This window comes from Ralstonia edaphi (genome assembly GCF_958350185.1).
Taxonomy (GTDB): domain Bacteria; phylum Pseudomonadota; class Gammaproteobacteria; order Burkholderiales; family Burkholderiaceae; genus Ralstonia; species Ralstonia edaphi.
Genome location: NZ_CATWHI010000003.1, coordinates 173,348 through 198,663, shown reverse-complemented (window position 1 = coordinate 198,663; position 25,316 = coordinate 173,348). Strand labels below are relative to the sequence as shown.

The 25,316-nt window shown below is 66.6% G+C and carries 22 protein-coding genes; 5 read left to right on the top strand and 17 right to left on the bottom strand.

Annotation, left to right across the window (positions count from 1 at the left end; translation table 11 throughout):
* Positions 1–63 precede the first annotated feature (63 nt).
* From R2669_RS11305 to R2669_RS11295, 3 genes are read right to left on the bottom strand one after another with little or no spacing between them, the layout of a single operon-like run.
* Entirely contained in the window at positions 64–1,347 is a 1,284-nt protein-coding gene (locus R2669_RS11305; protein ID WP_316900165.1) for an NAD(P)/FAD-dependent oxidoreductase, read from the bottom strand.
* A gap of 3 nt (positions 1,348–1,350) precedes the next feature.
* Entirely contained in the window at positions 1,351–2,586 is a 1,236-nt protein-coding gene (locus R2669_RS11300) for a UbiH/UbiF/VisC/COQ6 family ubiquinone biosynthesis hydroxylase (RefSeq protein WP_316900163.1), read from the bottom strand.
* A complete protein-coding gene (locus R2669_RS11295; protein ID WP_316900161.1) occupies positions 2,583–3,971 on the bottom strand; it encodes an aminopeptidase P N-terminal domain-containing protein in 1,389 nt (462 codons plus the stop codon). Before R2669_RS11295 ends, R2669_RS11300 begins: the two co-directional genes overlap by 4 nt.
* A 227-nt stretch (positions 3,972–4,198) precedes the next feature.
* On the opposite strand from R2669_RS11295, the gene R2669_RS11290 reads away from it, so the two are divergent.
* On the top strand, positions 4,199–6,256 hold the full coding sequence (locus R2669_RS11290) for a putative bifunctional diguanylate cyclase/phosphodiesterase (protein WP_316900159.1): 2,058 nt from the start codon (positions 4,199–4,201) through the stop codon (positions 6,254–6,256).
* A gap of 4 nt (positions 6,257–6,260) precedes the next feature.
* Here R2669_RS11290 and murU read toward each other — a convergent pair whose 3' ends face one another.
* From murU to R2669_RS11270, 4 genes are read right to left on the bottom strand one after another with little or no spacing between them, the layout of a single operon-like run.
* Positions 6,261–6,953, bottom strand: coding sequence for an N-acetylmuramate alpha-1-phosphate uridylyltransferase MurU (murU, locus tag R2669_RS11285; protein ID WP_316900851.1), 693 nt, complete (start codon positions 6,951–6,953; stop codon positions 6,261–6,263).
* Positions 6,954–6,970: 17 nt separating this feature from the next.
* Entirely contained in the window at positions 6,971–7,297 is a 327-nt protein-coding gene (locus tag R2669_RS11280; RefSeq protein ID WP_147217315.1) for an AzlD domain-containing protein, read from the bottom strand.
* Entirely contained in the window at positions 7,294–8,022 is a 729-nt protein-coding gene (locus R2669_RS11275; protein ID WP_316900157.1) for an AzlC family ABC transporter permease, read from the bottom strand. The genes R2669_RS11280 and R2669_RS11275 overlap by 4 nt, the downstream gene beginning before the upstream one ends.
* Positions 8,022–9,083, bottom strand: a complete 1,062-nt coding sequence (locus R2669_RS11270; RefSeq protein WP_147217318.1) for an aminoglycoside phosphotransferase family protein — start codon at positions 9,081–9,083, stop codon at positions 8,022–8,024. Before R2669_RS11270 ends, R2669_RS11275 begins: the two co-directional genes overlap by 1 nt.
* A gap of 176 nt (positions 9,084–9,259) precedes the next feature.
* Between R2669_RS11270 and R2669_RS11265 the strand changes: the two genes are divergently transcribed.
* From R2669_RS11265 to rsmA, 4 genes are all read left to right on the top strand, one after another.
* Entirely contained in the window at positions 9,260–11,689 is a 2,430-nt protein-coding gene (locus R2669_RS11265) for an LPS-assembly protein LptD (protein ID WP_316888551.1), read from the top strand.
* A gap of 7 nt (positions 11,690–11,696) precedes the next feature.
* Positions 11,697–13,184 carry a peptidylprolyl isomerase gene (locus R2669_RS11260; protein WP_316900154.1) on the top strand — a complete coding sequence of 496 codons (1,488 nt, stop codon included), beginning with the start codon at positions 11,697–11,699 and terminating at the stop codon, positions 13,182–13,184.
* Between the two features lie 87 nt (positions 13,185–13,271).
* Positions 13,272–14,288 (top strand): 4-hydroxythreonine-4-phosphate dehydrogenase PdxA, encoded by a 1,017-nt coding sequence (gene pdxA, locus R2669_RS11255; protein WP_316888550.1) that lies wholly within the window; start codon positions 13,272–13,274, stop codon positions 14,286–14,288.
* A 31-nt stretch (positions 14,289–14,319) separates the two neighbouring features.
* Positions 14,320–15,165 (top strand): 16S rRNA (adenine(1518)-N(6)/adenine(1519)-N(6))-dimethyltransferase RsmA, encoded by an 846-nt coding sequence (gene rsmA / locus R2669_RS11250; protein ID WP_316888548.1) that lies wholly within the window; start codon positions 14,320–14,322, stop codon positions 15,163–15,165.
* Here rsmA and R2669_RS11245 read toward each other — a convergent pair.
* From R2669_RS11245 to R2669_RS11200, 10 genes are all read right to left on the bottom strand, one after another.
* Positions 15,152–16,057 carry a DMT family transporter gene (locus tag R2669_RS11245; protein ID WP_316888547.1) on the bottom strand — a complete coding sequence of 302 codons (906 nt, stop codon included), beginning with the start codon at positions 16,055–16,057 and terminating at the stop codon, positions 15,152–15,154. The two genes, rsmA and R2669_RS11245, sit on opposite strands and share 14 nt — an antisense overlap.
* Positions 16,041–16,448: a lactoylglutathione lyase gene (gene gloA / locus R2669_RS11240; protein ID WP_012761203.1), complete on the bottom strand. Its 408-nt coding sequence runs from the start codon at positions 16,446–16,448 to the stop codon at positions 16,041–16,043. Before gloA ends, R2669_RS11245 begins: the two co-directional genes overlap by 17 nt.
* A gap of 122 nt (positions 16,449–16,570) precedes the next feature.
* The gene (locus R2669_RS11235) at positions 16,571–17,449 is read right to left on the bottom strand and encodes a M48 family metallopeptidase (protein WP_147214596.1); all 879 of its coding nucleotides are present in this window, start codon (positions 17,447–17,449) and stop codon (positions 16,571–16,573) included.
* Positions 17,446–18,198, bottom strand: a complete 753-nt coding sequence (locus tag R2669_RS11230) for a lysophospholipid acyltransferase family protein (protein ID WP_147214597.1) — start codon at positions 18,196–18,198, stop codon at positions 17,446–17,448. Before R2669_RS11230 ends, R2669_RS11235 begins: the two co-directional genes overlap by 4 nt.
* Before the next feature lie 11 nt (positions 18,199–18,209).
* Positions 18,210–18,788, bottom strand: a complete 579-nt coding sequence (gene gmhB / locus R2669_RS11225; protein WP_147214598.1) for a D-glycero-beta-D-manno-heptose 1,7-bisphosphate 7-phosphatase — start codon at positions 18,786–18,788, stop codon at positions 18,210–18,212.
* A gap of 31 nt (positions 18,789–18,819) precedes the next feature.
* Complete coding sequence (glyS, locus tag R2669_RS11220; protein WP_316900152.1) at positions 18,820–20,913, bottom strand: glycine--tRNA ligase subunit beta; 2,094 nt, start codon at positions 20,911–20,913, stop codon at positions 18,820–18,822.
* 86 nt (positions 20,914–20,999) lie between these two features.
* Positions 21,000–21,659, bottom strand: coding sequence for a hypothetical protein (locus R2669_RS11215; RefSeq protein WP_147214600.1), 660 nt, complete (start codon positions 21,657–21,659; stop codon positions 21,000–21,002).
* Positions 21,656–22,642, bottom strand: coding sequence for a glycine--tRNA ligase subunit alpha (gene glyQ / locus R2669_RS11210; RefSeq protein ID WP_316888540.1), 987 nt, complete (start codon positions 22,640–22,642; stop codon positions 21,656–21,658). Before glyQ ends, R2669_RS11215 begins: the two co-directional genes overlap by 4 nt.
* A 175-nt stretch (positions 22,643–22,817) precedes the next feature.
* Complete coding sequence (gene lnt / locus R2669_RS11205; RefSeq protein WP_316900849.1) at positions 22,818–24,329, bottom strand: apolipoprotein N-acyltransferase; 1,512 nt, start codon at positions 24,327–24,329, stop codon at positions 22,818–22,820.
* A 64-nt stretch (positions 24,330–24,393) separates the two neighbouring features.
* Complete coding sequence (locus tag R2669_RS11200) at positions 24,394–25,287, bottom strand: CorC family transporter (RefSeq protein WP_147214602.1); 894 nt, start codon at positions 25,285–25,287, stop codon at positions 24,394–24,396.
* Positions 25,288–25,316 lie beyond the last annotated feature (29 nt).

Here is a 25,316-nt window from a genome sequence, read left to right as displayed (position 1 = left end):
TAAATGTTGTGCACAAACTATGCGGCAGTGCGGTCGGCGGCCGGGTGCTTGCCTTGGCTGGCGCTAGCTGAACCGTTGCAGGCCGTACGGGCGGGCGTCGATGAAGGGCGTGCGTTCGCTGACCAGATCGGCGATGAGTCGGGCGGTGCCCGGCGCGCCCGTCATGCCCAGATGGCCGTGCCCGAACGCGAAGAACACGTTGCGGTGGCGCTCCGAGCGGTCGATGACGGGCAGGCTGTCGGGCAAGGAGGGGCGATGGCCCATCCATTGGCTGTCATCCGAGAATCTGAGGCCCGGAAAGAGCTGCTGGCCCTGTTGCATGAGGATGCGCGCGCGGCGGTAGTCGGGCGGCGCGTCCAGCCCGCCGATCTCCACGGTGCCGGCAATGCGCAAGCCGCCTTCCATGGGCGTGGCGATGAACTTGCGCTCGCAATCCATGATCGGCCGGGAGGGGTGCACGGTGGGGGCGCGCAGCGTGGCGTGATAGCCGCGTTCGGTGTCGAGCGGAATGCGGATGCTGGTGAGCTTCGCGCCCAGCCGCATCGACCACGCGCCCGCGCACAGCACCAGTTTCGACACGGGCAGCGTGCCGCAATCGGTGTGCAGCCGCGTCGGGCCGCCGTAGTCGCTTCGGCCGAACTCCACGTCCAGAACCTTGCGGCGCAGGAAGGTGCCGCCCGCCGCCATGAAATTGGCTGCCAGCGTTTTGACGAGCCGTTCCGGGTTGATCGTGAAGCCGTTGTCGGGCAGCAGCAGACCGGATTGGATGTCGGCGGCCAGTGCAGGCTCCAGTTCGCGCGCTTCACCGGCGCTCAGGGCTTGCGAGCGCACGCCCGTCGCATCGCGAATGGATTGCGCCAGCACATCGCCCGACGAACGCGCCAGCGTGCGCCACACATACAGGTGGCCCGTCTGGCGGATCAGGTCGTCATATTGCGCGGCGTCGAGCAGGTTGCGATAGCCGGGGAAGGTCGCGCTGAAGAGACTCGCCAGCGGCTGCGCCGTCGCACGGGCCTGCGCTTCGTTGCCCGCAAGCACCCATTGCAGCAGCCACGGCAGCGCGCGCGGCAGATAGGGCCAGCGCACCGTCAGCGGACCCATCGGATCGGCCAGCCATTTGGGCACCTGCTTCAGCATGCCCGGCAGCGCCATCGGCACGACCGACGCCACGCTCAGGCAGCCGGCGTTGCCGAACGAGCAGCCTTCGCCAATGCCCGCCTGATCGAGCAGTGTGACCTGGTGGCCCTCCCGCTGCAGCTGCAGCGCACAGGCCGTGCCGACAATGCCGGCACCCACCACGGTGATCTGCTGACGATCGCCCGCAGCGCTGACCTCGGTGAACGCCATCCGTTAGCCTCGCTGCCCGAACATCATCTGCCGGGCCAGCCCGTGCTTGAGCGGCGGCAGGCATTCCAGCAGCGTGAGCGCGGCGCCGCGCAGGTGGCCAAACGGCCGGCCGGGCACGGCAAACGCACGCGGCAGCAAATCGGTCAGGCCGATGGTGACGGCGCGGTCAAACGCGCGTTCGCGGGCGAAACGGGCGAGGGTCGCCGCCGTTGCCCCATCCCGAAGGGCGCGTGCCATTTCGAACGCGTCGCGCAAGCCGAGGTTGAAGCCCTGGCCTGCCACGGGGTGGATCGTCTGCGCGGCATTGCCGATGGCGGCGACGCGGCGGTCGACCGGAATGCGCAGCGCATGCAGCCCGAGCGCGAATGTGTGGCGCGGGCTGGCGTGCGTGAAGCGGCCCATGCGCTCGCCAAAGGCAGCGCCCAGTTCGGCGAGGAACGCGTCGTCTGGCAACGCCGCGCGTCGGCGCGCTTCGTCGGGCGCGCAGCACCAGACGAGCGCGTAGCCAGGACCTTGCGCGTCATCCTGCGGCAGCAAGGCGAGCGGGCCTTCGGGTGTGAAGCGTTCCCACGCCCAGCCTTCGAGCGGCGCGCTGCAGCGCACGTGCGCGACGATGGCCGTCTGGCCGTAATCGCGGCGACGCGCGTGGGCAATGCCGCCTTGCTGCTTGCGCGCGTCGTCGAACAAGCCGCCTTCGGCCTGGATGACGACTTCGGTTTCGATGGCCAGCGGATGGCGACCTTCGCGTAGCGCGCGCACGCGTGCCGGGGCGACCGTACCGTCGGCGCGCGGCAGCTGCTCGACGCGCTCGACGGGCGTGTGGTCGTAGCGGGTGAGGCGGTTTGGGCGACGCGCCATCTGCGTGGCGAGTGCGGCGTTGAGCGCAGCGCTCAGGTCGCCGTATTGCACGACGTGGCCGAGCGCGGGGACGTCGTAGTCTTCGCGGCGGATATGCGCCTGCCCGAAGTGGCCGCGCTGCGAGACGTGGATGTGCGTGATAGGCGTGGCGCGCACGGGCCAGCCGCCAATCTCCTGTAGCAGCACGCGCGAGCCGTGCGACAGCGCCAGCGCGCGCGGGTCTCGCGCGGCGGCGTCGGCATCGCGCGCATCGAACAGGGCGATGCGCCAGTCGGTGTCGCGCAGCAGCCAGTTCGCCAGCGCCAGCCCGACAGGCCCCGCGCCGACGATGGCGACGTCGAAGTCCGGCGCCGCGCTGTTCGCTGTGAGGCTGTCGGTCATGCCTGGCTCCGCATCACCAGTTCGATTTCGTCCGGGGCCACGGGCACGTCGCGCGTGATGATTTCGCAGCCTTGCGGCGTGACGATGGCGTCGTCTTCGATGCGGATGCCGATGTGCCAATACTGTTCCGGCACGCCGGGGGCGGGGCGCACGTAGATGCCCGGTTCGACGGTCAGCACCATGCCGCCTTCGAGCGGGCGCCACGGGCGTTCGCCTTCGGCCGGTGCGGCGGTGCCGGGCGTGCGGTATTCGCCCACGTCGTGCACGTCCATGCCGAGCCAGTGGCCGGTGCGGTGCATGTAGAACTGACGGTATTGGCCGCCGGCGATCACGTCATCGAGCGTGCCGACCTTGTTTGCATCGAGCAGGCCGGTGTCGAGCATGCCTTGCGCCAGCACGCGCGTGGCGGCATCGTGCGGCACGTTGTAAGGCACGCCCGGGCGCGTTTCCGCAAGGGCCGCTTCCTGCGCCGCAACCACAAGCTCATACAGTTCGCGTTGCGGGCCGGTAAAGCGGCCATTGACGGGGAACGTGCGCGTGATGTCCGACGCGTAGCCGTCCAGCTCGCAGCCGGCATCGATCAGGCAGAGATCGCCATCGCGCAGTTCGGCGTTGCCGGCGCGGTAGTGCAGCACGCACGCGTTCGGGCCCGTGGCGACAATGGAGTTATAGGCAACGCTTTGGGCGCCATGGCGGCGGAATTCGTACAGCAGCTCGGCTTCGAGATGGTATTCACGCAGGCCGGCACGCGAGGCCTGCATGGCGCGCACGTGCGCTCCGGCGGAGATGCGGCCGGCGCGACGCATGATGTCGAGTTCGCTCGGGTCCTTGAACAGCCGCATCTCATCGAGGATGGCGCGCACGTCCAGCGCCTGATGCGGCGACGACACCCCCGCGCGGCCTTGCATGCGTACCGCGTCGAGCCAGCGGCGCATGCGGCGGTCGAACGCGCTGCTCTCGGCCAGCGGATACGCCACAGCACCGGCGTTGGCGAGCAGCTTGGGCAGCGTCGCGTCGATGTCTTCCACGGAGTGCCCCTCGTCCAGCCCGAAGGCGTCCTTCGCGGCTTCCGGGCCGAAGCGGAAGCCGTCCCAGATTTCGCGCTCTTCATGCTTCGGGCGGCAGAACAGCACACTGCGCGCGGGCGCGTTGCCCGCGGGTACGACGATGGCGAGCACCGCTTCGGGCTCGGTAAAACCGGTCAGGTAATAGAAGTAGCTGTCGTGCCGATAGGGGTAGTCGCTGTCGCGGTTGCGCATCGCTTCGGGCGCGGTCGGCACGATGGCGACGCCGCCATTGCCACCCGATGCCGCGCGCAGCCACTGCGCGACGCGCTCGCGGCGCTGGCGATAGGTCTGGAGGAAAGCGAGTTCGGTGGCGGACATGGCGTGTTTTCCAGCAGCAGAAAGGATGCGTCGATTGTAACGCCGCGCCCGGCGGGCATTCGGAGGAGGGGCTTTGCCACACCCGAAAGGAGACTTGTGCGCTGCGCACGGCCTCTCCTAAAGTCTCGGGCGGCCACCGCCGTTAATACTCACCTGTTTTGCATCCCGGTTGCGACCTCCGCCTGCAGCGGCCTGGCCGCATTGGATCGGCCTGCCCAGGAGAACCGATGCTCGCCACCAGTTACAACCCGCTTCTCGTCCTGCTGTCCCTGTTCGTGGCCATCCTGGCGTCGTATACGGCGCTGGACATGGCAGGACGTGTCGTCACGGCGCAAGGCCGCGCGGCGTTGTGGTGGCTCGTCGGCGGCGCATCGGCCATGGGGCTGGGTATCTGGTCGATGCACTTTGTCGGCATGCTGGCGCTGAATCTGCCGATCCCGGTTGGATATGACGTTGGGATCACGCTTGCGTCACTCTCCATCGGCATTGGCGCCTCGGCATTTGCATTGTGGCTGGTCAGTCGGCGCGAACTGCCGTGGCCGCGCCTGGCGGGCGGCGCGCTTCTCATGGGCGCGGGCGTGGCGGGCATGCATTACACCGGCATGGCCGCGCTGCGCATGAACCCCGGCATTCAATACGACCCTGCAAGATTTGGGTTGTCGATCGTGATTGCCGTGCTGGCATCGGGCGTGGCGCTGGGGATCGCATTCCGCCTGCGGCGGCAGTCGCGACGCGTTCGTGCGCTGCGTGCCGGTTCGGCGGTGGTGATGGGCGTGGCCATTGTCGGCATGCACTACACGGGCATGTCGGCCGCGTCGTTTCCATTCGGCAGCGTGTGCGGCGCTGCGCATACCGGGGCGAGTGCCGATTGGCTGGCGCTGGTCATCATCATCGTCACGCTGGCGGTGCTGGCCATCGCGCTCATCATCTCGGTGCTGGACCTGCGCATGGAAGCGCGCACCGCCTTGCTGGCGAACTCCCTGGCCGCGGCCAACAAAGAACTGGCTTACCTGGCGCTGCACGACAACCTGACCAAGCTGTCCAACCGCGTGCTGCTGGAAGACCGCCTGACGCAGGCGATCCGCACCGCTGACCGCGAGAAGCGCCGCTTCGCCCTCATGTTCATGGACCTCGACGGCTTCAAGGCCGTCAATGATGTCTATGGCCACCACGTGGGCGATCTGCTGCTGATCGACGTCGCGCAGCGCATCGGCGCGCGCGTGCGTCAGCAGGACACCGTGGCGCGTGTCGGCGGCGATGAATTCGTCGTGCTCGCCTATGTGGACGATCCGGAAGACGCCGGCACCCTGGCCGACGCGTTGCTGCAAGTGGTACGTGAGCCTTTCATGGCAGGCGGTCACGAGCTGCGCGTGTCAACGAGCATCGGCATTGCGATCTACCCCGGCGACGGCGGCAACCAGCACGATCTGCTGACCAATGCCGATGCGGCGATGTACCATGCGAAGGGCCTGGGCCGGAATGCCTACAGCTTCTTCGAGCCCTCGATGAACGCCGATGTGCATCAGCAGTTGCAGCTCGTGCAGGACTTGCGCCGCGCGGTCGAGCGGCACGAACTCGTGCTGCATTACCAGCCGAAATTCAACGCGCCCAACGGGCCGATCATGGGCGTCGAGGCGCTGGTGCGCTGGCAGCATCCGCAACGCGGCTTGGTGCCCGCCGATGAATTCATCCCGCTGGCCGAAAAGACCGGCCTCATCGTGCCGCTCGGCGCGTGGGTGCTGGACGAAGCCTGCCGCCAGATGGCGCAATGGCACCGCGAGGGGCGCACCGGCTGGACCGTCGCCGTGAATCTTTCGGCGCTGCAGTTCAGTCATGCCGCGCTCATCGACACCGTGCGCGATACGCTTGCGCGCCACGCGCTGGACCCGCGCAGCCTGACGCTGGAGATCACAGAATCGACCGCCATGCGCGACGTCGACGCGAGCCTGCAGATCCTGCAGCAACTCGACGCGATGGGCGTGCGGATTTCCATCGACGATTTCGGGACCGGCTATTCGAGTCTGCTGTATCTCAAGCGACTGCCAGCCAGCGAGCTGAAGATCGACCGCGGTTTTGTGCGCGACCTGGCGCACGACACGGAAGACGCAGCCATCGTCTCGGCCATCGTGGCGCTGGGTCAGACGCTGAACCTGCGCATCGTCGCAGAAGGTGTGGAGACGGCCGAGCAGCAGGCGTTTCTTACGCGGCTTGGCTGTCATTCGCTGCAGGGCTACCTGCTGGGCCGCCCGATGACGGCCGAATCATTGAGCGCCGCGATGGCGTAAGCGCCTAGCGCGCCGCGAGTTCTGCGTCGAGTGCGGCCAGCTGGGCTGGCGTACCGACGTTTTCCCAGCGACCGTCGAAGCGCTCGCCCGTAGCCCGGCCTTCGGCGATGGCCTGGTGGTACAGCGGCGTCATCGCCAACCGCGTGCCGGGCGTGATGCCGGCAAACAGGCGCGTGTCGTACAAGCCGATGTTGCCGAACGTGAGGCGCTCGGTGCCGTCGGCGTGGAGCATTCCTTTGCCGTCCAGCGCGAAATCACCACGCACGTGGTACGGCGGGTTCGGCACCATCACCAAGTGCATGCTGGGTGCCGCTTGCGCGGCCATGGCGGGCGCCCGGTCGCGCAGCAAGGCGTAGTCGTAATCGCAGAACACATCGCCGCTGACGGCGATGAATACGCTGTGGCCCTCGCCGGCATGCAGCAGCGACATGGCCTGCGCGACCCCGCCCGCCGTTTCCAGCGCCTGCCCCTCCGGCGAATACGCGAGGCGCACGCCCCACGCACTGCCATCTCCCAGCGCGGTTTCGATTTGCGCACCGAGCCATGCATGGTTGATGACGATGTCGCGCACGCCAGCCGCAGCCAGGCGCTCGATTTGCCAGACGATCAGCGGTTTGCCGCCCACGGTGAGCAGGGGCTTGGGCGTGTGGTCGGTCAGCGGGCGCATGCGGTCGCCGCGGCCCGCCGCAAAAATCATGGCGCGCGTCGTCGAATTCAAGCCATCACCTTCATGAGAATCAGCAGCACAGCCATGCCGCCGACGATGGTCCACATCGCGCTCTTCGTCACCCGTGCGATGACGATGGCGACGATGCCGGCAAGCAGGCGAGGGTTGTCGACCGACACTGCGAGCGCACCGTCGCGCATCAGCAGGTCGGGCGCGATGAGCGCGGTCAGCATCGCGGCCGGCACGTAGGGCAGGGCGTTGCGGAACCACATCGGCAGGTTCATGCGCCCTTCGAGCGCGATGAACGATAGGCGGATCAAGTAGGTCGCCGCGCCGGCAATCAGCAGCACGCCGAAAAGGATGAGCGCTTTCATGCGGCAGCCCCCTTGTCGGACGGCCGGGCAAGCAAGCGCTCAACCAGCGCACCGACGGCGATGCCCACGCACGCCGCGCTCATCAGCCCGAGCTTGTGCGGCCAGCCCGTCCACGCCACGGCCAGCGCGGCGCCCGTCAGGGCTGCGGCCAGTTGAGCGCGCGTGCGCAGCGCCGGCACCACGATGGCGATGAACGTCAGCGGCAGGAAGAAATCGAGCGGCCACGAGGTCGGCACCTGCGCGCCCAGCACCACGCCGACGATCGTCGACGCCTGCCAGCTCGACCACAGCGCCACGCCGGCGCCGAGGAAATACCAATGGCGGTAGGCTGCCTCCTCGCTGCCAGGCTGCGCGGTGACAACGCGGCGGTTCATGGCGGCGAAGGCTTCGTCGGTCAGCAGATAGGCGATCAGCCATTTCCAGCGGCGCGGCAGGTGCGCCAGCGCGGGCGCAATGCTGGCCGAATACAGCGCGTGCCGCAGATTCACCATCGATACCGTCGCCGCAATGACCAGCGCTGGCGCGCCACCGGCCCACAGCTGCACCAGGATCATCTGCGAGGCGCCACCGAAAACGATGGCGCTCATCGCCACGGCAAGCCACGCGGGCATGCCGGCGGACGTGGCCAGCACGCCGTAGATCATGCCGAACGGCACCACGCCCAGCAGCATGGGCGCGAGCGCCAGCATGCCGGCGCGAAACTCGACGGCGCGCGGGGATGACATCAGAACGTGTAGCCGATCTGCTGCGCGCGATCTTCGAGTTGATCGAGCAGGCGGGCCAGCGGTGCCAGCGCGTTGTAGCGGCTGCACACACGGCGCAGGTAGGCGATGAAGCGGGGGGTGTCTTCCACGTAGCCGGTCTTGCCGTCGCGGTAGCACAGGCGCGCAAAGATGCCGGCCACCTTCAGATGGCGTTGCGCGCCCATCCATTCGAGCGCGCGGTAGAACTCGCCGAAGTCTTCATCCACCGGCAGCTTGGCGGCGCGGGCGGCTTCCCAGTAGCGCACGGCCCAATCCAGCTCCTGCTCTTCGTCCCACGACAGGAAGGCGTCGCGCAGCAGTGAGGCCGCGTCGTAGGTGATCGGCCCGTAGACGGCGTCCTGGAAGTCCAGCACACCCGGCTGCGAAGGGTCGGCCGCGTTCACCATCAGGTTGCGCGGCATGTAGTCACGGTGGACATACACGCGCGGCTGGGCCAAGGCGCTGTCGACCAGCAGCTTGAACACCTTGTCGAGCGATTCGCGCTGCGTGGCGTCCAACGGGCGTTGCAGGTGGCGGTCGACATACCAGTCGGGAAACAGCGACAGCTCGCGGCGCAGCAGCGCTTCGTCGTACGGCGGCAGTTCACCTTCGCGCGATGCCGACTGCCAGCGCACCAGGGTATGGATGGCCGGGCGGAACAGCGTATTGGCGTAGGCGAGGTCGAAATTGCGCTCGCGCAGCGATTGCAGATACGTTTGCGGGCCCAGATCGGTCAGCAGCAGGAAGCCCTGCGCGAGATCCTGCTCCAGCACCTGCGGCGCACGCACGCCCGCACCGTTGAGCAGACCGGCCACATGGACGAACGGGCGGCAGTCTTCCTGCGGCGGCGGGGCGTCCATGACGATCAGCGTGCCGTTGGAGCTGTCCAGACGGAAATAGCGGCGGAAGCTGGCATCGGCCGAGGCGGGTTGCAGCGTGTCGATGCGCAGGCCGTGGGCGGCGGGCAATGTGCCGAGCCAGTCGCGCAGTTGGCTGAGGCGTGCGTCGGTTGCGCCTGCTGCGGCGCCAGGGGTCGAAGCCATGCTGAGAGAATGCTGGAATGAGGCTGGAAGGAAGCCCCGTATAATACCCGACCGAGTTTCGCCGCGAGCGAGCGCCGGCCCTGTCCAGGCCGCGTCCGGCGGCGGGATTGACCGCACTACTGACTGATTTTGTGCCTGTGCGTGCCGTTGCGCGCGCGGCCCCGTTCCCGATCTGCATGACCGAACCGAACCGAGCCAGGAAAAACCGGCAGCGCGCCCCTGTTGCCGCGCCCGATCAGCGGCCCGCCAACCGGCGCGGCGCGCTGGCATTGCGCCCGCTGGTGTTCGCAGTGGCCGGTGTCTGGACGGCGACGTCCGCGGCGCAGAGCGCGGACACCACGCAAGCGACGGCGCCTGCTGCCACGCCGGCCTCCTCGGTGACGGCGCTGGCGACGTCCGGCCCGACCACGCCCGGCGGCAGCCCGCTGGTGCCCAAGATGGCCGAGCCCGTCCAGCGTCCCGACAACACTGTCCCCACCTTCACGGCGGCCGACAAGATGGACGGCCGCACCAACGAAGACATCCACCTGCGCGGAAATGGCGAACTGCGCCGCAACGGTTCAGTGCTGAAGGGCGACACGCTCGATTACAACCAGGACACCGACCTGGCCACGGCCACCGGCAACGTGCGGCTGTTCAAGGGCGGTACGCTCGTCACCGGCCCGGACGCCAAGCTCAAGGTCACCGCCAACGAAGGCACCATTAGCACGCCCACGTACGAGTTCCACACGACCGGCGGCCGCGGCACCGCAGACCGGATCGATTTCATCGACAAGGACAACAGCCGCATCACGCGCGGCACCTACACCACCTGCTCGCCCGACAACGTCGACTGGTACTTCAGCGCGAGCCGCATCGATATCGACAGCGACCGCCAGGTCGGCACCGGCCGCAACGGCGTGCTGCACTTCTTCGGCGTGCCGGTGTTTGCTGCGCCGGTCATGGACTTTCCGCTCAACGACGATCGGCGCAGCGGTTTCCTGGCTCCGGTGTTCGGCTACAACAGCCGCAGCGGGGCCGACGTCACGCTGCCGTACTACTTCAATCTCGCGCCGAACCGCGATCTGACGTTGTATCCCCGTCTGCTGACCCAGCGTGGCCTGCAGCTCGGCGCCGAGTACCGCTATCTCGATACGTCATACAGCGGCGTCCTGCGTGGCGAATTCCTGCCCGATGACCGCGACGCCGGTCGTAGCCGCTGGTCGATTTCGGCGGTACACACGCAGCGCCTGGCACCTGGCCTGACCGGCTACATTAACTACAACAAGGTTTCCGACAACACCTACCCCGATGACCTGGGCCGCAGCATCGTCACGGCGACGCAGCGTCAGTACACCCAGGAAGGCGGTGTCACCTACTCGTTCGGCGACTGGGTGGCGTTGGCGCGTGTGCAGAAATTCCAGACGTTGTCGACCGCCACAACGCCACTGACAGCACCGTATGAGCGCCTGCCGCAGTTGAGCCTGACCTATAACAAGTACGACCTTGGCGGCTTTGACATCAATTTCCTGACCGATTACACCCGGTTCTCGATCCCGACGGCCAATACTGTCCAGGGCGAGCGGCTGTTCATGCAGCCGACGATCAGCTACCCGATCGTCCGCCCCGGCTGGTACGTCACGCCAAAGTTCATTCTCAACACCACTGCATACCGTCTGGACCGCCCGGCCGGCGATACGCAGGACACGCAGATCAATCGCACGTTGCCCACGTTCTCGCTCGATTCGGGCATGACGTTCGAGCGCGATGCGCCGCTGGTCTCCAAACTGTTTGGCGTGAGCTACATCCAGACGCTGGAGCCGCGCGTGTTCTACGTGTACACGCCGTATCGTGACCAGTCGCAGATTCCTCTGTTCGATACCGGCCAGTCGGACTACAACCTCGGCCAGATCTTTACCGAGAACCCGTACACCGGTTACGACCGCATTGCCGACAACAACAAGGTGACGGCAGGTGTGACGACGCGTTTTATCGAGGCCGAATCAGGCATCGAGCGCTTGCGCGCAACGATCGCACAGCGCATCGATCTCGAAGGCCAGCGCGTGACGCTGGCGGGCGCGGCCCCCACGTCGGTGCGCCGCTATTCGGACCTTCTGGGCGCGACCACGATCCAGATGTTCCGCGGCATCTTTTTCGATACGAACCTTCAGTACAATCAGGACATCGATCGCATCATGCGCTCGACTGTTGCGTTCAGCTGGAAGCCGGAAGCCAACAAGGTGATCAACCTCGGCTATCGCTATTACCGGCAAGACGCGAATACCGGTCAGCTGCCGCTGGAACAGGCCGATATCTCAACGCAGTGGCCGATTACCCGGCGCCTCTACGGCCTGGGTCGCATTGGTTACGACCTGGATGCGCGCAAGCCGTCGGATATGCTGCTTGGCCTCGAGTATGTGGCGGACTGCTGGGTCGGTCGACTGGCGGTGCAGCGCTACAGCAATGCAGTTTCGGGCTATACGACGCACATCTTTGCCCAGATCGAATTCAAGGGTTTGTCGAAGGTGGGGAACAATCCGATCGACGTGATTCGCCTGAACGTGCCCGGCTACCAGCCGGTGACCGCACAGCCGATTACGCCGTCCGTGCTGGATCAATATGAATAACGACATCATGGCTTTCCAATCGACCGCTTTCGCCACGCGTGTGGCTCCTCTGGGCCGCTTGCGTGTTGCCACCGGCGTGCTGTTTGCGCTGTTGGCAGGGAGCACGCTGTCGACAGCCGTCCATGCGCAGCAGGCGCAATCGGCAAAGAAGAGCGCGCCGGTGCGCGGCATCTTCGCCAACCCAGGTTCGTCGCCGAGCCAGCCGTTGCTGCAGGGCACGCTGCCCGAGCCGACGGCGCCGGGCGCGCCGCGCAGCCAACTCGTCGACGAGGTGGTGGCTGTGGTCAACACCGACGTCATCACGCGCCGCGAACTGCTCAACCGCGCCGACCTGGTCGAACGCACGTTCCGTGCGCAGAACCGTCCGCTGCCGCCGCGTGCGGATCTGCTCGGTGAAGTGCTTGAGCAGCTGATCCTGGAGCGTGTGCAGGCGCAGACCGCCAAGGAAAGCGGCATCCGCGTGTCCGACGCCGATGTGGACCGTGCCGTGGAAAGCGTGGCCCAGCGCAACAAACTGTCCGTGCCGCAGCTCAAGAGCAAGCTGAAGGACGCCGGCATGACGTACGACAAGTACCGCGACGACCTGCGCCAGGAAATCCTGCTGGCGCGCCTGCGCGAGCGCGAGGTCGACTCGAAGGTGCAGGTCTACGACGGTGAGATCGACAACTATCTGGCGCAGCAGGGTGGCGGCACGGCCCCGGCCGGCGAGCAGCAATACAACGTCGCGCAGATTCTCGTGCCGGTTGCAGAAGGCGCCACGGATGCCGAGAAGGCCGCCGCGCGCAGCAAGGCCGAAAGCCTGCTCAAGCAAGCGCAAGGCGGCGCCGATTTCGCCAAGCTCGCGCGCGACAATTCCGGCGCGCAGGATGCATCGCAAGGCGGTGAGCTTGGGCTGCGGCCGATCGGTCGCCTGCCGGCTGTATTCGCCAACGCCGTGGTCGACCTGAAGGCCGGCCAGGTGGCGAGCCAAGTGGTCGAAAGCCCGGCGGGTTTCCACGTGATCAAGCTGCTGGAAAAGCGCGCACCGAGCACCGCGATTGCCGCCAAGGTGCAGCAGACGCAAGTGCGCCACATCCTGATCAAGACCGGTCCGACGATGTCGGCGGACGACGCGCGCCGCCAGTTGACGGGTCTGCGTGACCGTATCGTCCACGGCTATGACTTTGGCGATGCAGCACGCCGGTATTCGCAGGACGGTTCGGCCGGTGCGGGCGGCGAGCTGGGCTGGGTGTCACCGGGCCAACTGGTGCCGGAGTTCGAGCAGGCGATGAACCAGCTCAAGCCGGGCGATGTGTCGCAGCCGGTGCAGAGCCAGTTCGGCGTGCATCTGATCCAGGTGGAAGGCCGCCGCGAGGCAGAAGTATCGGGAGACCGCGAGCGCGATTACGCACGCTCGGTGATTCGCGAGCAGAAGGTGCAGGCCGCCTATGAAGACTGGCTGCGTGAGCTGCGCGACTCGGCACACGTGGAGTACCGCGTGAACCGTCAGCAGTAAGCTAGGGACATCCGCATCGCTCACGGCCGCCTGCGGGCGGCCGTGGCATTTCTAGACCGACCGGAAATCATCGCAGGAAAGCGCTGCATGCTGAACATTGCCATTACCACCGGCGAACCTGCCGGTATCGGCCCCGACATCACCGTGGCTGCGCTGCTGCATCTGGCGCGGCAGGCGTCGCCGCGTTACGCCGATGTGCAGTGGCATGTGATGGGCGATGCGGCATTGCTGCAGGCGCGCGCAGACGCGATCGGGCAGGGCGATTTCTGGCGCGTTGTCTCTACGGCGCTGACTGTCGTGGCGCGCCCGCTGGGTGCGCCCGTGCGCGCCGGCGTGCTTGATGCCGCCAACGGCCGCTATGTGCTGGACCTGCTCGATGCAGCCATCGACGGCTGCCTGATCGGCGCGGCAAACGGCATCCGTTACGACGCGATGGTCACGGCGCCGGTGCAGAAGAGCACGATCAACGACGCCGGTGTGCCGTTTACCGGCCACACCGAGTATCTGGCCGAGCGCAGCCACACGCCGCGTGTGGTGATGATGTTGGCTGGTCCGCAGCCGGCGCACGACAACGCCATGCTGCGCGTTGCGCTGGCGACGACGCATTTGCCGCTGCGCGAGGTGCCGGACGCCATCACGCCCACGGTGCTCGACGAAACGCTCGACATCGTGCAGCGCGATCTGCGTATGCGGTTTGGCTTGCCCGCACCGCGTATTCTCGTGACGGGGTTGAATCCGCATGCGGGCGAATCCGGCCATCTGGGCCGCGAAGAGATCGAGGTGATCGAGCCGGCCATCGCGCGTGCGCGTGCGCGTGGGATCGATGCACGCGGTCCGTATCCGGCCGATACGCTGTTCCAGCCGCGCCTGTTGGCCGATGCCGATTGCGTGCTGGCGATGTACCACGATCAGGGTTTGGCGCCGCTCAAGTACGGCACGTTCGGCCATGGCGTCAACATCACGCTGGGCTTGCCGTTCGTGCGCACGTCGGTGGATCACGGTACGGCGTTGGACCTGGCGGGCACGGGCCGCGCCGAGTTCGGCAGCATGATCGAGGCGATCGATACCGCCATCGCCATGGCGCGGCACACGGCGCGTTCCTGAGTTTCTTCACCTTTTCGATTTCGAGTTCGCAATGGCACGATCCACGACCGGCGTTCACCAAGGGCACCAGGCCCGCAAGCGCTTCGGCCAGAACTTCCTGGTCGATGACGGCGTGATCCACGCCATCGTCGCCGCCATCGATCCGAAGCCCGATGATGTGCTCGTCGAGATCGGCCCGGGCCTGGGCGCGCTCACGGTGCCGCTGATGGAGCGCGTGCGCACGCTACAGGTGGTCGAGCTGGATCGTGACCTCGTCGCACGCTTGCAGAAGCGTTTCGGCGATCGGCTCATCGTGCATGCAGGCGATGCGCTGGCGTTCGATTTCGGTTCGCTGCTGGAGGCCGGCCGGCCGCTGCGTATCGTCGGCAACCTGCCGTACAACATCTCCAGCCCGCTGCTGTTTCACCTCGCCACGTTCGCCGACCGCGTGCGCGATCAGCATTTCATGCTGCAGAAAGAAGTGGTCGACCGCATGGTGGCCGCGCCGGGCAGCAAGGCGTTCAGCCGGCTCTCGGTGATGCTGCAGGTGCGCTATTACATGGAGCTGGTGCTGGACGTGCCGCCGGGCTCGTTCAACCCGCCGCCCAAGGTGGATTCGGCGGTGGTGCGGATGATTCCGTGGCCGGCCGATAAGTCGCCGTATGCGCCGGTCGACATGCGCGCGCTGGGCACGGTGGTGACGATGGCGTTTTCGCAGCGGCGCAAGGTGCTGCGCAACACGCTGGGCGCACTGCGCGATGTGATCGATTTTGAAGCGCTTGGCTTTGACCTTGGCCGCCGCGCAGAAGAAGTGCCGGTGGAAGACTTCGTGGCCGTGGCGAACGCGCTGCCGGCCAACCGCATTGCCGGCAGCGTTTCCGACCTTAGCGAAGATTGACGAGCAGGATGCCCGACAGCACGAGCGCCGCCGCCAGCGCAAACCGCAGGCCCACCGGCTCGTGCAACAGCAGCACGCCAAACGCCACGCCAAACAGCGGCGTCAGGAACGAGAACACCGACAACCGCGACGCCAGGTAACGGCGCAGCAGCCAGAACCACGTCAGGTAACTGGCGAACGCAATCAGCACGGATTGGTAAGCGAGGCTGGCCAGCGCGGTCGGTGTGAGGTTCGCGGTAAAGGCCTGACCCGTGCCGGCGGCCATCAACAGCAGCAGTACGGCCGAAACGGCCAGTTGGTACAGCAGCGTCTTGGCCGCGGGCGCTTCGGAAAGCTTGCTTGCCCGCACGACGATGGTCGTCGCGCCCCACAGCGCGCCGGCCACCACGCCCAGCGCGTCGCCCAGTGACGTCGACGGCCCGGCCGCCGGGTGCAGGACGCCGTCGGCGAACGCCAGCACGATTCCCGCAAACGCAATGCCGATTCCGGCCCACTGGCGCGGGCGCAGGTGCTCGCCGGGCACGAAGACGTGCAGGCCGAGTGCCGTGAAGATCGGCGCGGTGTAGAGAAACACCGCCATGCGCGACGCAGTGGTGTAGCTCAGCCCGATGAAGATACACAGGAACTCGACGCCGAACAGCACGCCGGCCATGAGGCCGCCAGCCAGCGTGCCGTCGCGCAAGGAGAGACACGTGCCGCGCCAGAGCGCAAACGCGAACACCAGGACCGACGCGATGGCCGAGCGCACACCGGCCTGCATGACGGGGCCCACGTCGTGCGCGGCCACCTTGATGGCGACCTGCTGAAAGCCCCAGCACATGCACAGCACAACCATCAGGCCGATGGCGGTGCCGTCCAGCGGCCGGCGGATCGCGTCAGTGGCGGTTGCCATCGGGCATCGAGCGTGCCTGGATCAGCTCGATCTTGTAGCCGTCCGGATCTTCCACAAACGCGATGATGGTGCTGCCGCCCTTGACCGGGCCGGCCTCACGCGTGACTTTGCCGCCGGCGTTGCGGATCTGGTCGCAGGCCTGCGCGGCATTGTCGACCTCGATGGCCAAGTGCCCAAATGCCGTGCCGAGTTCGTATTCGCTCACGCCGTAGTTGTAGGTCAGTTCGATGACTGTGTTGCCGGCTTCCGGGCCGTAGCCGACGAACGCCAGCGAATATTTGTATTCGGGGTTGTCGCTGGTGCGCAGCAGCTGCATGCCGAGCACCTTGGTGTAGAAGTCGATCGAGCGCTGCAAGTCGCCAACGCGCAGCATGGTGTGGAGCATTCGCATGGGGTTTCCTTCCTGGAGAACTGCGGGGAAGGCGATATTGTAGGAGGGTGTGGCGGAGCGTGCAGGACAGGCGTTTTCTGCCACCGACGCATCCGCCGCCGCCGCCGCGTCGGCAGGGCGAATCAGAATGCCGGCAAGTATTCCGGCGGATGCGAGCGCAGTTGCTCCCGCGCCTCACGAAACTCGGGAAAGATCGACTCCACGGTGTCCCAGAAGCGCGGGCTGTGGTTCATCTCCTTGAGATGCGCCAGTTCATGAGCGACCACGTAGTCGATCAAGCTCAGCGGGAAGTGGACGAGGCGCCAGTTCAGACGGATCTTGCCGTCGGCGGTGCAGCTTCCCCAGCGCGTGGCGGCGGAGGACAGCGCATACGCGCTATGCCGCACGCCCAGGCGCTCGGCATACACCTCAAGGCGTTCGCCGAAGAGGCGTCGAGCCTGCGTCTGCAGCCAGCCTTGCACGCGGTCCTTGATCTGCTGCTCGGTGGTGGTGGGCGGCAGGCCCAGGTGCAGCACGCTGGTGTCGGCATCGAACATCAATGCGCCGATGGGCGATTCCAGCTTGAGCGTGATCGTCTTGCCGAGGAAGGGGAGCGCGGCGCCGTCCTGCCACTCCATCGGCGGCAGCATGCGGCGTGCGGCGCTCGTGCGCCACTCGGCCAGCTTGGCGAAGATCCACTTCTGCTTTTCGGCGATGGCGTGTTCGATCTCGGCAAGCGTCACCCAGCGCGGTGCCGTGATCGACAGGCCGCGGTCGTCGATGACAAAGCCGATGGTGCGCCGCGACGAACGCTTGAGGTTATAGATCAGCGCGCGCTCGCCCAGCGTCAGGCGGCGCTGGTTGGGGCCGAGCGGTGCGGTGGAAAAATCGACTGTGGGCGGAGCGAGGAGGGACGCGTCAGGCGGCTGCGATGGCGACGGGGCTTCGGGCGCGAGCAGCGGCAGCTCGAGCTGGACGCTGTCGGCGGTGGTGGGCGAAGTCGGTGGGCGCAGCAGTTTCATGCGTGCTCGCGGTAGCTATCGGCGTCGATTCTACGCATTTCTGCTTCGATCCACGCTTCGACTTCGCGATTGAGTTCGTCGCTGGTCTTGCCGTCCGTGGAGATGGCCGGACCGACCGACAGCGTAATCAGGCCCGGATGCTTCAGGAACGAGTTGCGAGGCCACACGCGGCCGGAGTTGTGAGCGATGGGGATGACCCATGCGCCGGTGTCCACCGCGAAGCGCGCACCGCCGCTCTTGTAGCGCGGCTTCGGGTCGCCCGAGCGCGTGCGGGTGCCTTCCGGGAACATGATCACCCATGCGCCCTCGGCCATGCGTTCCTTGCCCTGGCGGGCGACCGAGGCAAACGCGTTGGCGCCGTCCTTGCGATTGATGTGCACCATTTTCAGCATGCCCAGCGCCCAGCCGAAGAAGGGCACATACAGCAGCTCACGCTTGAATACGTAGCACAGCGGCCTCGGCATGGTCGCCACAAAGGCCATGGTTTCCCATGCCGACTGATGCTTGGAGAGCAGCACCACGCGCTTGTTGGTCGCGACGGCTTCTTCGATGTGTTCCCAGCCCTGGTATTGCCAGCGAATGCCAAGCAGCCAGCGCGCCATCCAGATGGCGGATTTGGTCCAGCCCGACACCATCCAGAACCGGCGGGCCGGATTCATGAACGGAAACACGATGAAGCAGGCCACCGCGTAGATCGGCGTCCAGACGATCAGGAAAACCAGGTACAGCAGCGAACGGATAAAAGTCATTGGGGGCGAATTCAAGGAGCACGCGTGGGCATGCCCTGGGGCGCGGGGGACAACAGCGCACGCGCAAACGCGCGCAGGTCCTCGTGAATCTGGGTGCCCGGGGGCAGGTTGCCGGCATCGCGGGTCTTGGCGCCCTTGCCGGTCAATACGAGGTGAGGAACAGCGCCGACTTCCACGCCGGCTTGCAGGTCGCGCAGCGAGTCACCGACCACCGGCACGCCCGTCAGATCCATGTCGAAGCGGCGGGCGATCTCGCGCAGCATGCCCGACTTGGGTTTGCGGCAGTCGCACGCATCGGCGGCGGTGTGCGGGCAGAAGAAGACGGCATCGACGCGGCCGCCGTAGGTGGCGAGCGCCTTGTACATCTTCTCGTGCATGGCGTTGAGCGCCGCAGCCTCGAACAGGCCGCGTCCGATGCCCGACTGGTTGGTGGCCACCACCACCTGGTAGCCGGCCTGGTTCAGTTCGGCAATGGCTTCGAGGCTGCCGTCCAGGGCGATCCACTCGTCAGGCGACTTGATGAACTGGTCGCTGTCGCGGTTGATGACGCCATCGCGGTCGAGAATCACCAGTTTGGGAACGTGGGGCATGGTGGGCTCCGGACGGTGCTTGGGGTGCCGATCAGGCGGCCAGCTTGGAGATGTCCGCCACGCGGTTCATCAGTCCGTGCAGTTCAGCCAGCAGTGCCAGGCGGTTGTCGCGCAGCGCGGTGTCGTCGGCCATCACCATCACGCCGTCGAAGAAGGTGTCGACCGCTTCGCGCAGGCCGGCCAGCGTCTTCAGCGCGGTGGTGAAATCGCCCCGTGCGAAGGCATCGTGCACCTGCGGCTCGGACGACGCCACGGCCTGATGCAGCGCGCGCTCGGCGTCTTCCTTGAGCAGTTGCGGCTGCACGGCACCAATGGCCACGTCCGTCTTCTTCAGGATGTTGGTGATGCGCTTGTTGGCGGCGGCCAACGCTTCGGCTTGCGGCAGGGCCGCGAAGGCACGCACGGCTTCGAGGCGCGCGACGATGTCGTCCAGGCGCTGCGGGCGCTGGCTGACCACGGCTTCCACCTCGTTGGTGCTGTAGCCCTTGTCCTTCAGGTAGCCGCGCAGGCGGTCGTAGAGGAAGTCCGTGATGGCAGCCAGGTCCGGCTTGACGGCGGCGATGCCATCGAAGCTGGCGGCGGCAATCTGCAGCGCATCGTCAATCGTGAGCGCGAGCGGCTTCTCGATCAGCATGCGCAGGATGCCCAGCGCGTGGCGGCGCAGCGCGAACGGATCTTTCTCGCCCGTGGGTTGCAGACCGATGCCCCAGATACCGACCAGCGTTTCCAGCTTGTCGGCCAGCGCCACCACGGTACCGGTGGCGGTGCTGGGAAGCGCGTCGCCGGCAAAGCGCGGTTGGTAGTGTTCGGAGCAGGCCAGCGCCACGTCGTCGGGCTCGCCGTCGTGGCGGGCGTAGTACGTGCCCATCGTGCCTTGCAGCTCGGGGAACTCGCCCACCATGTCGGTCAGCAGATCGGCCTTGGCCAGGAGCGCGCCGCGCGAGGCGTGGGCAACATCCGCACCGAGCTTCTCCGCCAGTTGCCCCGCGATGGCCTGCAGGCGCGACACACGCTCAAGCTGCGTGCCGATCTTGTTGTGATAGACCACACGCGATAGCAGCGGCACGCGGTCGGCCAGCGGCTTTTTCTTATCCTGCTCGAAGAAGAAGCGGGCGTCGGCCAGGCGCGGACGCACCACGCGCTCATTGCCTTGAATGATGGCCTCGGGTGTGCTCGTGGCGATGTTCGAGACGATCAGGAAGCGGTTGCGCAGTTGGCCCTGTGCATCGGTCAGCGCAAAGTACTTCTGATTGGTCTGCATGGTCAGGATCAGGCACTCCTGCGGCACTGCGAGGAACGCTTCCTCGAAATGGCAGGGGTAGACCACGGGCCACTCCACCAGCGCGTTCACCTCGTCGAGCAGCGCTTCGGGCATGACCACCGTATCGGCGCCGGCCGTCTTGAGCAGCTCGGCGCGGATGGCTTCCTTGCGCTTGCCGTAGCCGGCGATGACCTTGCCCTGCGATTCCAGCGTGCTGGCATACGAGGTAGCGTCTTTGATGACGATTTCGCCGGCCGACAGGAAACGGTGGCCCAGCGTCACGTTGCCGGCTTGCAGGCCGAATGCGCTGACGGGGATGACTTCGCTGTCGAGCAGGGCGATCAGCTTGTGCGCCGGGCGCACGAACTGCACGTTATCGCCGTTCGGGCGCTGATACGTCATCACCTTCGGAATCGGCAGATTGGCGATGGTCTGCGTCAGTGCAGTCTGCAGGCCGTCGGCCAGCACGGCGCCGCGCGCGGTATAGCGATAGAACAGCGCTTCAGCCTTGCCGTCAGGCGCGCGTTCGAGCGATTCGGGGGCGATGGCCTCCACGCCCACGGTCTTGGCCAGCGCAGCCAGCTTCTTGACGAGCGGCGCGGCGGGCTTGCCCTCAGCATCGAAGGCGATGGTGACGGGGAGGACCTTCTCGCGCAATTCGCGGTCGGGCGCGGTGCGGCGTACGCCGGTGATCGATGCAGCCAGGCGGCGCGGCGTGGCGAAGCCTTCCACGGCGGCGCCTTCTTCGAGCAGGCCTTGCGCCGACAGACCGTCAAACAGGCCGCGCGCAAACGCCTCGCCCAGGCGGGCCAGCGCCTTGGGCGGCAGTTCTTCGGTCAGCAGTTCGATCAGGAGGGTGGACATAGCGTTTGAATCGGTGACGTCGTTGTTCTGCGCCGCGTGGTGTTCAGATCAGATGCGGCGATACGTTGTTTGGTTCGGTTCAGTGATCAGCAGGGCGAGCCGGGCACGGGCTCCACGCCCGAGAGCAGCCACACGCCGTTCTGCTGCTGGAATTGCAATTGCGTGCCGGCGCACTGGCCCGGCGGCGGAGGCGGTGCAATCGGGGCGGGCGTGGTTCCGGGCGCGGCGGCATCACGGCGCAGGAACCGCGCAGACAACAAGCCGCGTCGCGCGTCGTAGCGCACCTCTTGCAGCGTGCCCGACACGTTGAATTCCAAGCGGCTCGGCAACTGCCCGGCGGAGCGGAACACGCGCGCACGGCGCTGTGCCTTGGCGCCCGTGCCTTGCCACTCCACCCACGTGAGCGGGAAGCGCAGGGCCGTCGCATAGGTGCGCAGCGGCACGCGATGCCAGCCGAGGTCACGCGCGCCGGACAGGTCGCAGGCCATCGTGCGCACCAGGCTCGTCCATTGATCGAGCGACGGCGGAGGCGGCGTCCACGCCGCGCTCAGCGCTTGCTGCAGCGGCTTGGAATCGGCCACGCAAAGCTGCGTCAAAGTGTTGGGCACGACAAAAACCTTCTCCGTCGATGCGGCCTTGGACGTGCGATGCCGTGCCGCTTGCGCAACGCTCGCCGGAAGCGCCAGCGCGGCGATGGACGCTGCCGTCAGCAGCGCCAGGCCACGTCGCGCCCGGTTGGCCGTCATGCGGCCTCCGTGGTCTTGGCTGCGGTAGCGGTTGTGCCGCACATTGGGAAACCGAGGCGCTCGCGCGAATCGTAGTAAGCCTGCGCGACGAGGCGGGACAGGTTGCGGATGCGGCCGATGTAGGCTGCGCGCTCCGTCACCGAAATGGCACCACGCGCGTCCAGCAGGTTGAAGGTGTGGCCGGCCTTGAGCACTTGTTCGTAGGCGGGCAGGGCCAGTTGCACGACAGGTGCGTCGCCCTCAGCCGCGGCTTCGCCTTCTGCGCGCACGCCCATCAGGCGCTTGGCTTCGGCTTCGTGCTCGGCAAAGCGGCGGAACAGCACCGTCGTGTCGGCCTGCTCGAAGTTGTAGGTCGATTGCTCGACTTCGTTCTGGTGATAGACGTCGCCATAGGTCAGGCGGCGCTTCACGGGGCCGTTCGGGCCCGGCTCTTCCCACTCCGTCCAGACCAGGTCGTAGATGTTCTCGACCTGTTGCAGGTACATCGCCAGGCGCTCGATGCCGTAGGTGATCTCACCGGTCACGGGTTTGCAGTCCAGGCCACCGACTTGCTGGAAGTACGTGAATTGCGTCACTTCCATGCCGTTGAGCCAGACCTCCCAGCCCAGGCCCCAGGCGCCGAGCGTGGGGTTCTCCCAGTCGTCTTCCACAAAGCGGACGTCGTTCTGCTTCAGGTCCAGGCCCAGCGCTTCCAGCGAACCGAGGTACAGGTCGAGGATGTTTTCCGGCGCCGGCTTGAGCACCACCTGGTACTGGTAGTAATGCTGCAGGCGGTTCGGGTTCTCGCCGTAGCGGCCGTCCTTGGGGCGGCGTGACGGTTGCACGTAGGCGGCACGCCAAGGCTCCGGGCCGATCGCGCGCAGGAAGGTGTGCACGTGCGACGTACCGGCGCCGACTTCGAGGTCGATCGGCTGCAGCAGGGCGCAGCCCTGGGCGTCCCAGTACGACTGCAGCTTGAGGATGAGTTGCTGGAAGGTGAGCATGGTGGAACCCGTTGGTCCGCGGCGGCACGGAACGTGCGTTGCACCGCGCGACGGTGGAATGCAGCGGCGGGCACGAGAAGCGCCTGGCTCCGTGCCCGCCGTAAAACGTTGAATTTTAGCGTTTTTTGTCAGCGACTCCGGAAAGTGGCTCGAAAGCCCTCCGGGCGCTGAGCGATCAATCCGCCGAAGCCCGGCGGCGGCGCACAAATGCCACCAGCAGAACCAGCGCGCCCAGGCCCAGCGCGGGCGCGTTGCCGGCCCGCACGAACGGCGTCAGGCCTTGCGTGCCTTGCACGTCAGCCTGCAGCGTGCCGAGCGTGAAGACCGGCAAGCGCGCCTGAACGCTGCCGTCCGGCCGCACCACGGCGGTCGCGCCGGTGTTGGTGGCACGCAGCATCGGCCGGCCCGTTTCCAGCGCCCGCATGCGTGAGATCTGCAGGTGCTGGTCCAGCGCGATCGTGTCGCCAAACCACGCCAGGTTTGTCACGTTGGCAAGCATCGTGGCGGGCTGGTCCGCATGCCGCAGCGAGGCGGCAATCTCCTCGCCAAACAAATCCTCGTAGCAGATGTTGGGAGCGACGCGCTGGTCGGCCACCGCCATGGGCGGCTGCACGGGCAGGCCGCGCCGGAAGTCGCCCAGCGGCATGTTCATCATGTTGACGAACCAGTGGAAGCCGAAGGGGATGAACTCGCCGAAGGGCACGAGATGGTGCTTGTTGTAGCGGTATACGCCCTGGAATTGCGGGCCCACGCCGAACACGCTGTTGGTGTAGTCGACGCGCGAGTCCTCGCTGGCGGCGCCAAACAGCACGCTGGAGCCGGTGGTATCCACATAGGTGCGGATGGCCAGCGCGATCTCCTGCGGCATCTCCTGAATCATGATCGGGAAGGCCGTCTCCGGCGTGACCACGAGTTGCGCGGGCTTCTCGGTGACCATCTTCGTGTACAGCTCCAGCGAGCGCTCGATGCCGGTCTGCTGAAACTTCACGTCCTGCGGCACATTGCCCTGCAGAAGGCGCACGGAGATCGGCTTGCCCACCGCCTGCGTCCACGCAATGCCGTGCAGCGGCCAGCCGGCCACCAGCACAAGCGCACCGGCGATGCCCGCCAGCCAATGCAGTCGGCGCTCGGCTGCGACGCACAGCAGGCCGGCCAGCACGGCGGCGATCAGCACGATGCCGTAGACGCCCACCAGCGGCGCGTAGCCGGCCAGCGGGCCATCGGTATGCGCGTAGCCGCCGTTGATCCAGGGGAAGCCCGTCCAGACCGTGCCGCGCAGCCATTCCGTGACGGCCCATGCCGCGCCGAATACCAGCGCGGATGCGGTACCGGACCACCGCCCGCGTCTCGTGAGCCACTGCCATGCCCACACCGCCAGCGCCGGATGCAGCGCCAGGTACCCGGCAAACAGCAGCACCGCCAGCGCGGCCATCCATGCCGGCATGTCGCCGTAGACGTGCATGCTGATATAGAGCCACCAGACGCCCGACAGGAACCAGCCGAGCCCGAAGGCGTAGCCAACGTACGCCGCATCACGCAGGCGCGGCGCCCGCTGTCCGAGCGCAGCCAGCCCCGTCAGCGAGAGGATCTGCAGCCACCACCAGTGGTTCGGCGCGAACGACAGCGTATGCATGACGCCGAGCAACGCTGCCAGCGGCATCGCAAAACGCAACCGCGCGAGCGGCACAGCTTGGGCATCCTGCCGACGGGACGGTGCGGCAGGGGAAGAGAACTGAGCGGGCACGGAGGGATCAGGCGGGGTGAGAACCAGAGGTGTCGGCCGTGGCATTGCCGCCAGCCGACGCGGTGAGGCGGCGCACGAGCAGCACCTGCACCTGGCGCGCATCGGCGCGCAGCACGTCGAATTGCAGGGTGCCCATGACGATCTTCTCGCCGCGGTGCGGCACGCGGCCCAGGTGGTTGGACAGCAGCCCGCCCACGGTATCGACGTCTTCGTCGGAGAAATGCGTGCCGAAGGCTTCGTTGAACTGGCTGATTTCGGTCAGCCCGCGCACGCGCATGTGGCCATCGGCGGTCGGCAGGATGTTGTCTTCTTCCTGGTCGAAGTCGTATTCGTCCTCGATGTCACCGACGATCTGCTCCAGCACGTCTTCGATGGTGATGAGGCCCGCCACGCCGCCGTATTCGTCAACGACGATGGCGATGTGGTTGCGGTTGACGCGGAAGTCGCGCAACAGCACGTTCAGTCGCTTGGATTCGGGGATGAACACGGCCGGGCGCAGCATGTCGCGCACGTCGAAGCCTTCGTCGGTGTAGAAGCGCAGCAGATCCTTGGCGAGCAGGATGCCGATGATGTTGTCGCGGCTGCCTTCGTAGACGGGGAAGCGCGAATGCGCGGCTTCCTGCACAAACGGGATGAATTCTGACGGCGCGTCGGCGATGTTCAGCGCATCCATCTGCGCGCGCGGGATCATGATGTCGCGCGCACACAGGTCTGAGACCTGGAAGACGCCTTCGATCATCGACAGGGAGTCGGCATCGATCAGGCTGCGCGCATGGGCGTCTTGGAGGATTTCGAGCAGCTCGGCCCGCGATTCGGGCTCGGGCGAGATGAGGTCGGTCAGGCGTTCCAGCAGCGAGCGGGGTTTGTCGGCTGGCTTCGGACTGGGATACGGATCATTCATGGCGCGGTCGCGCGTCGTTAAACATCGGG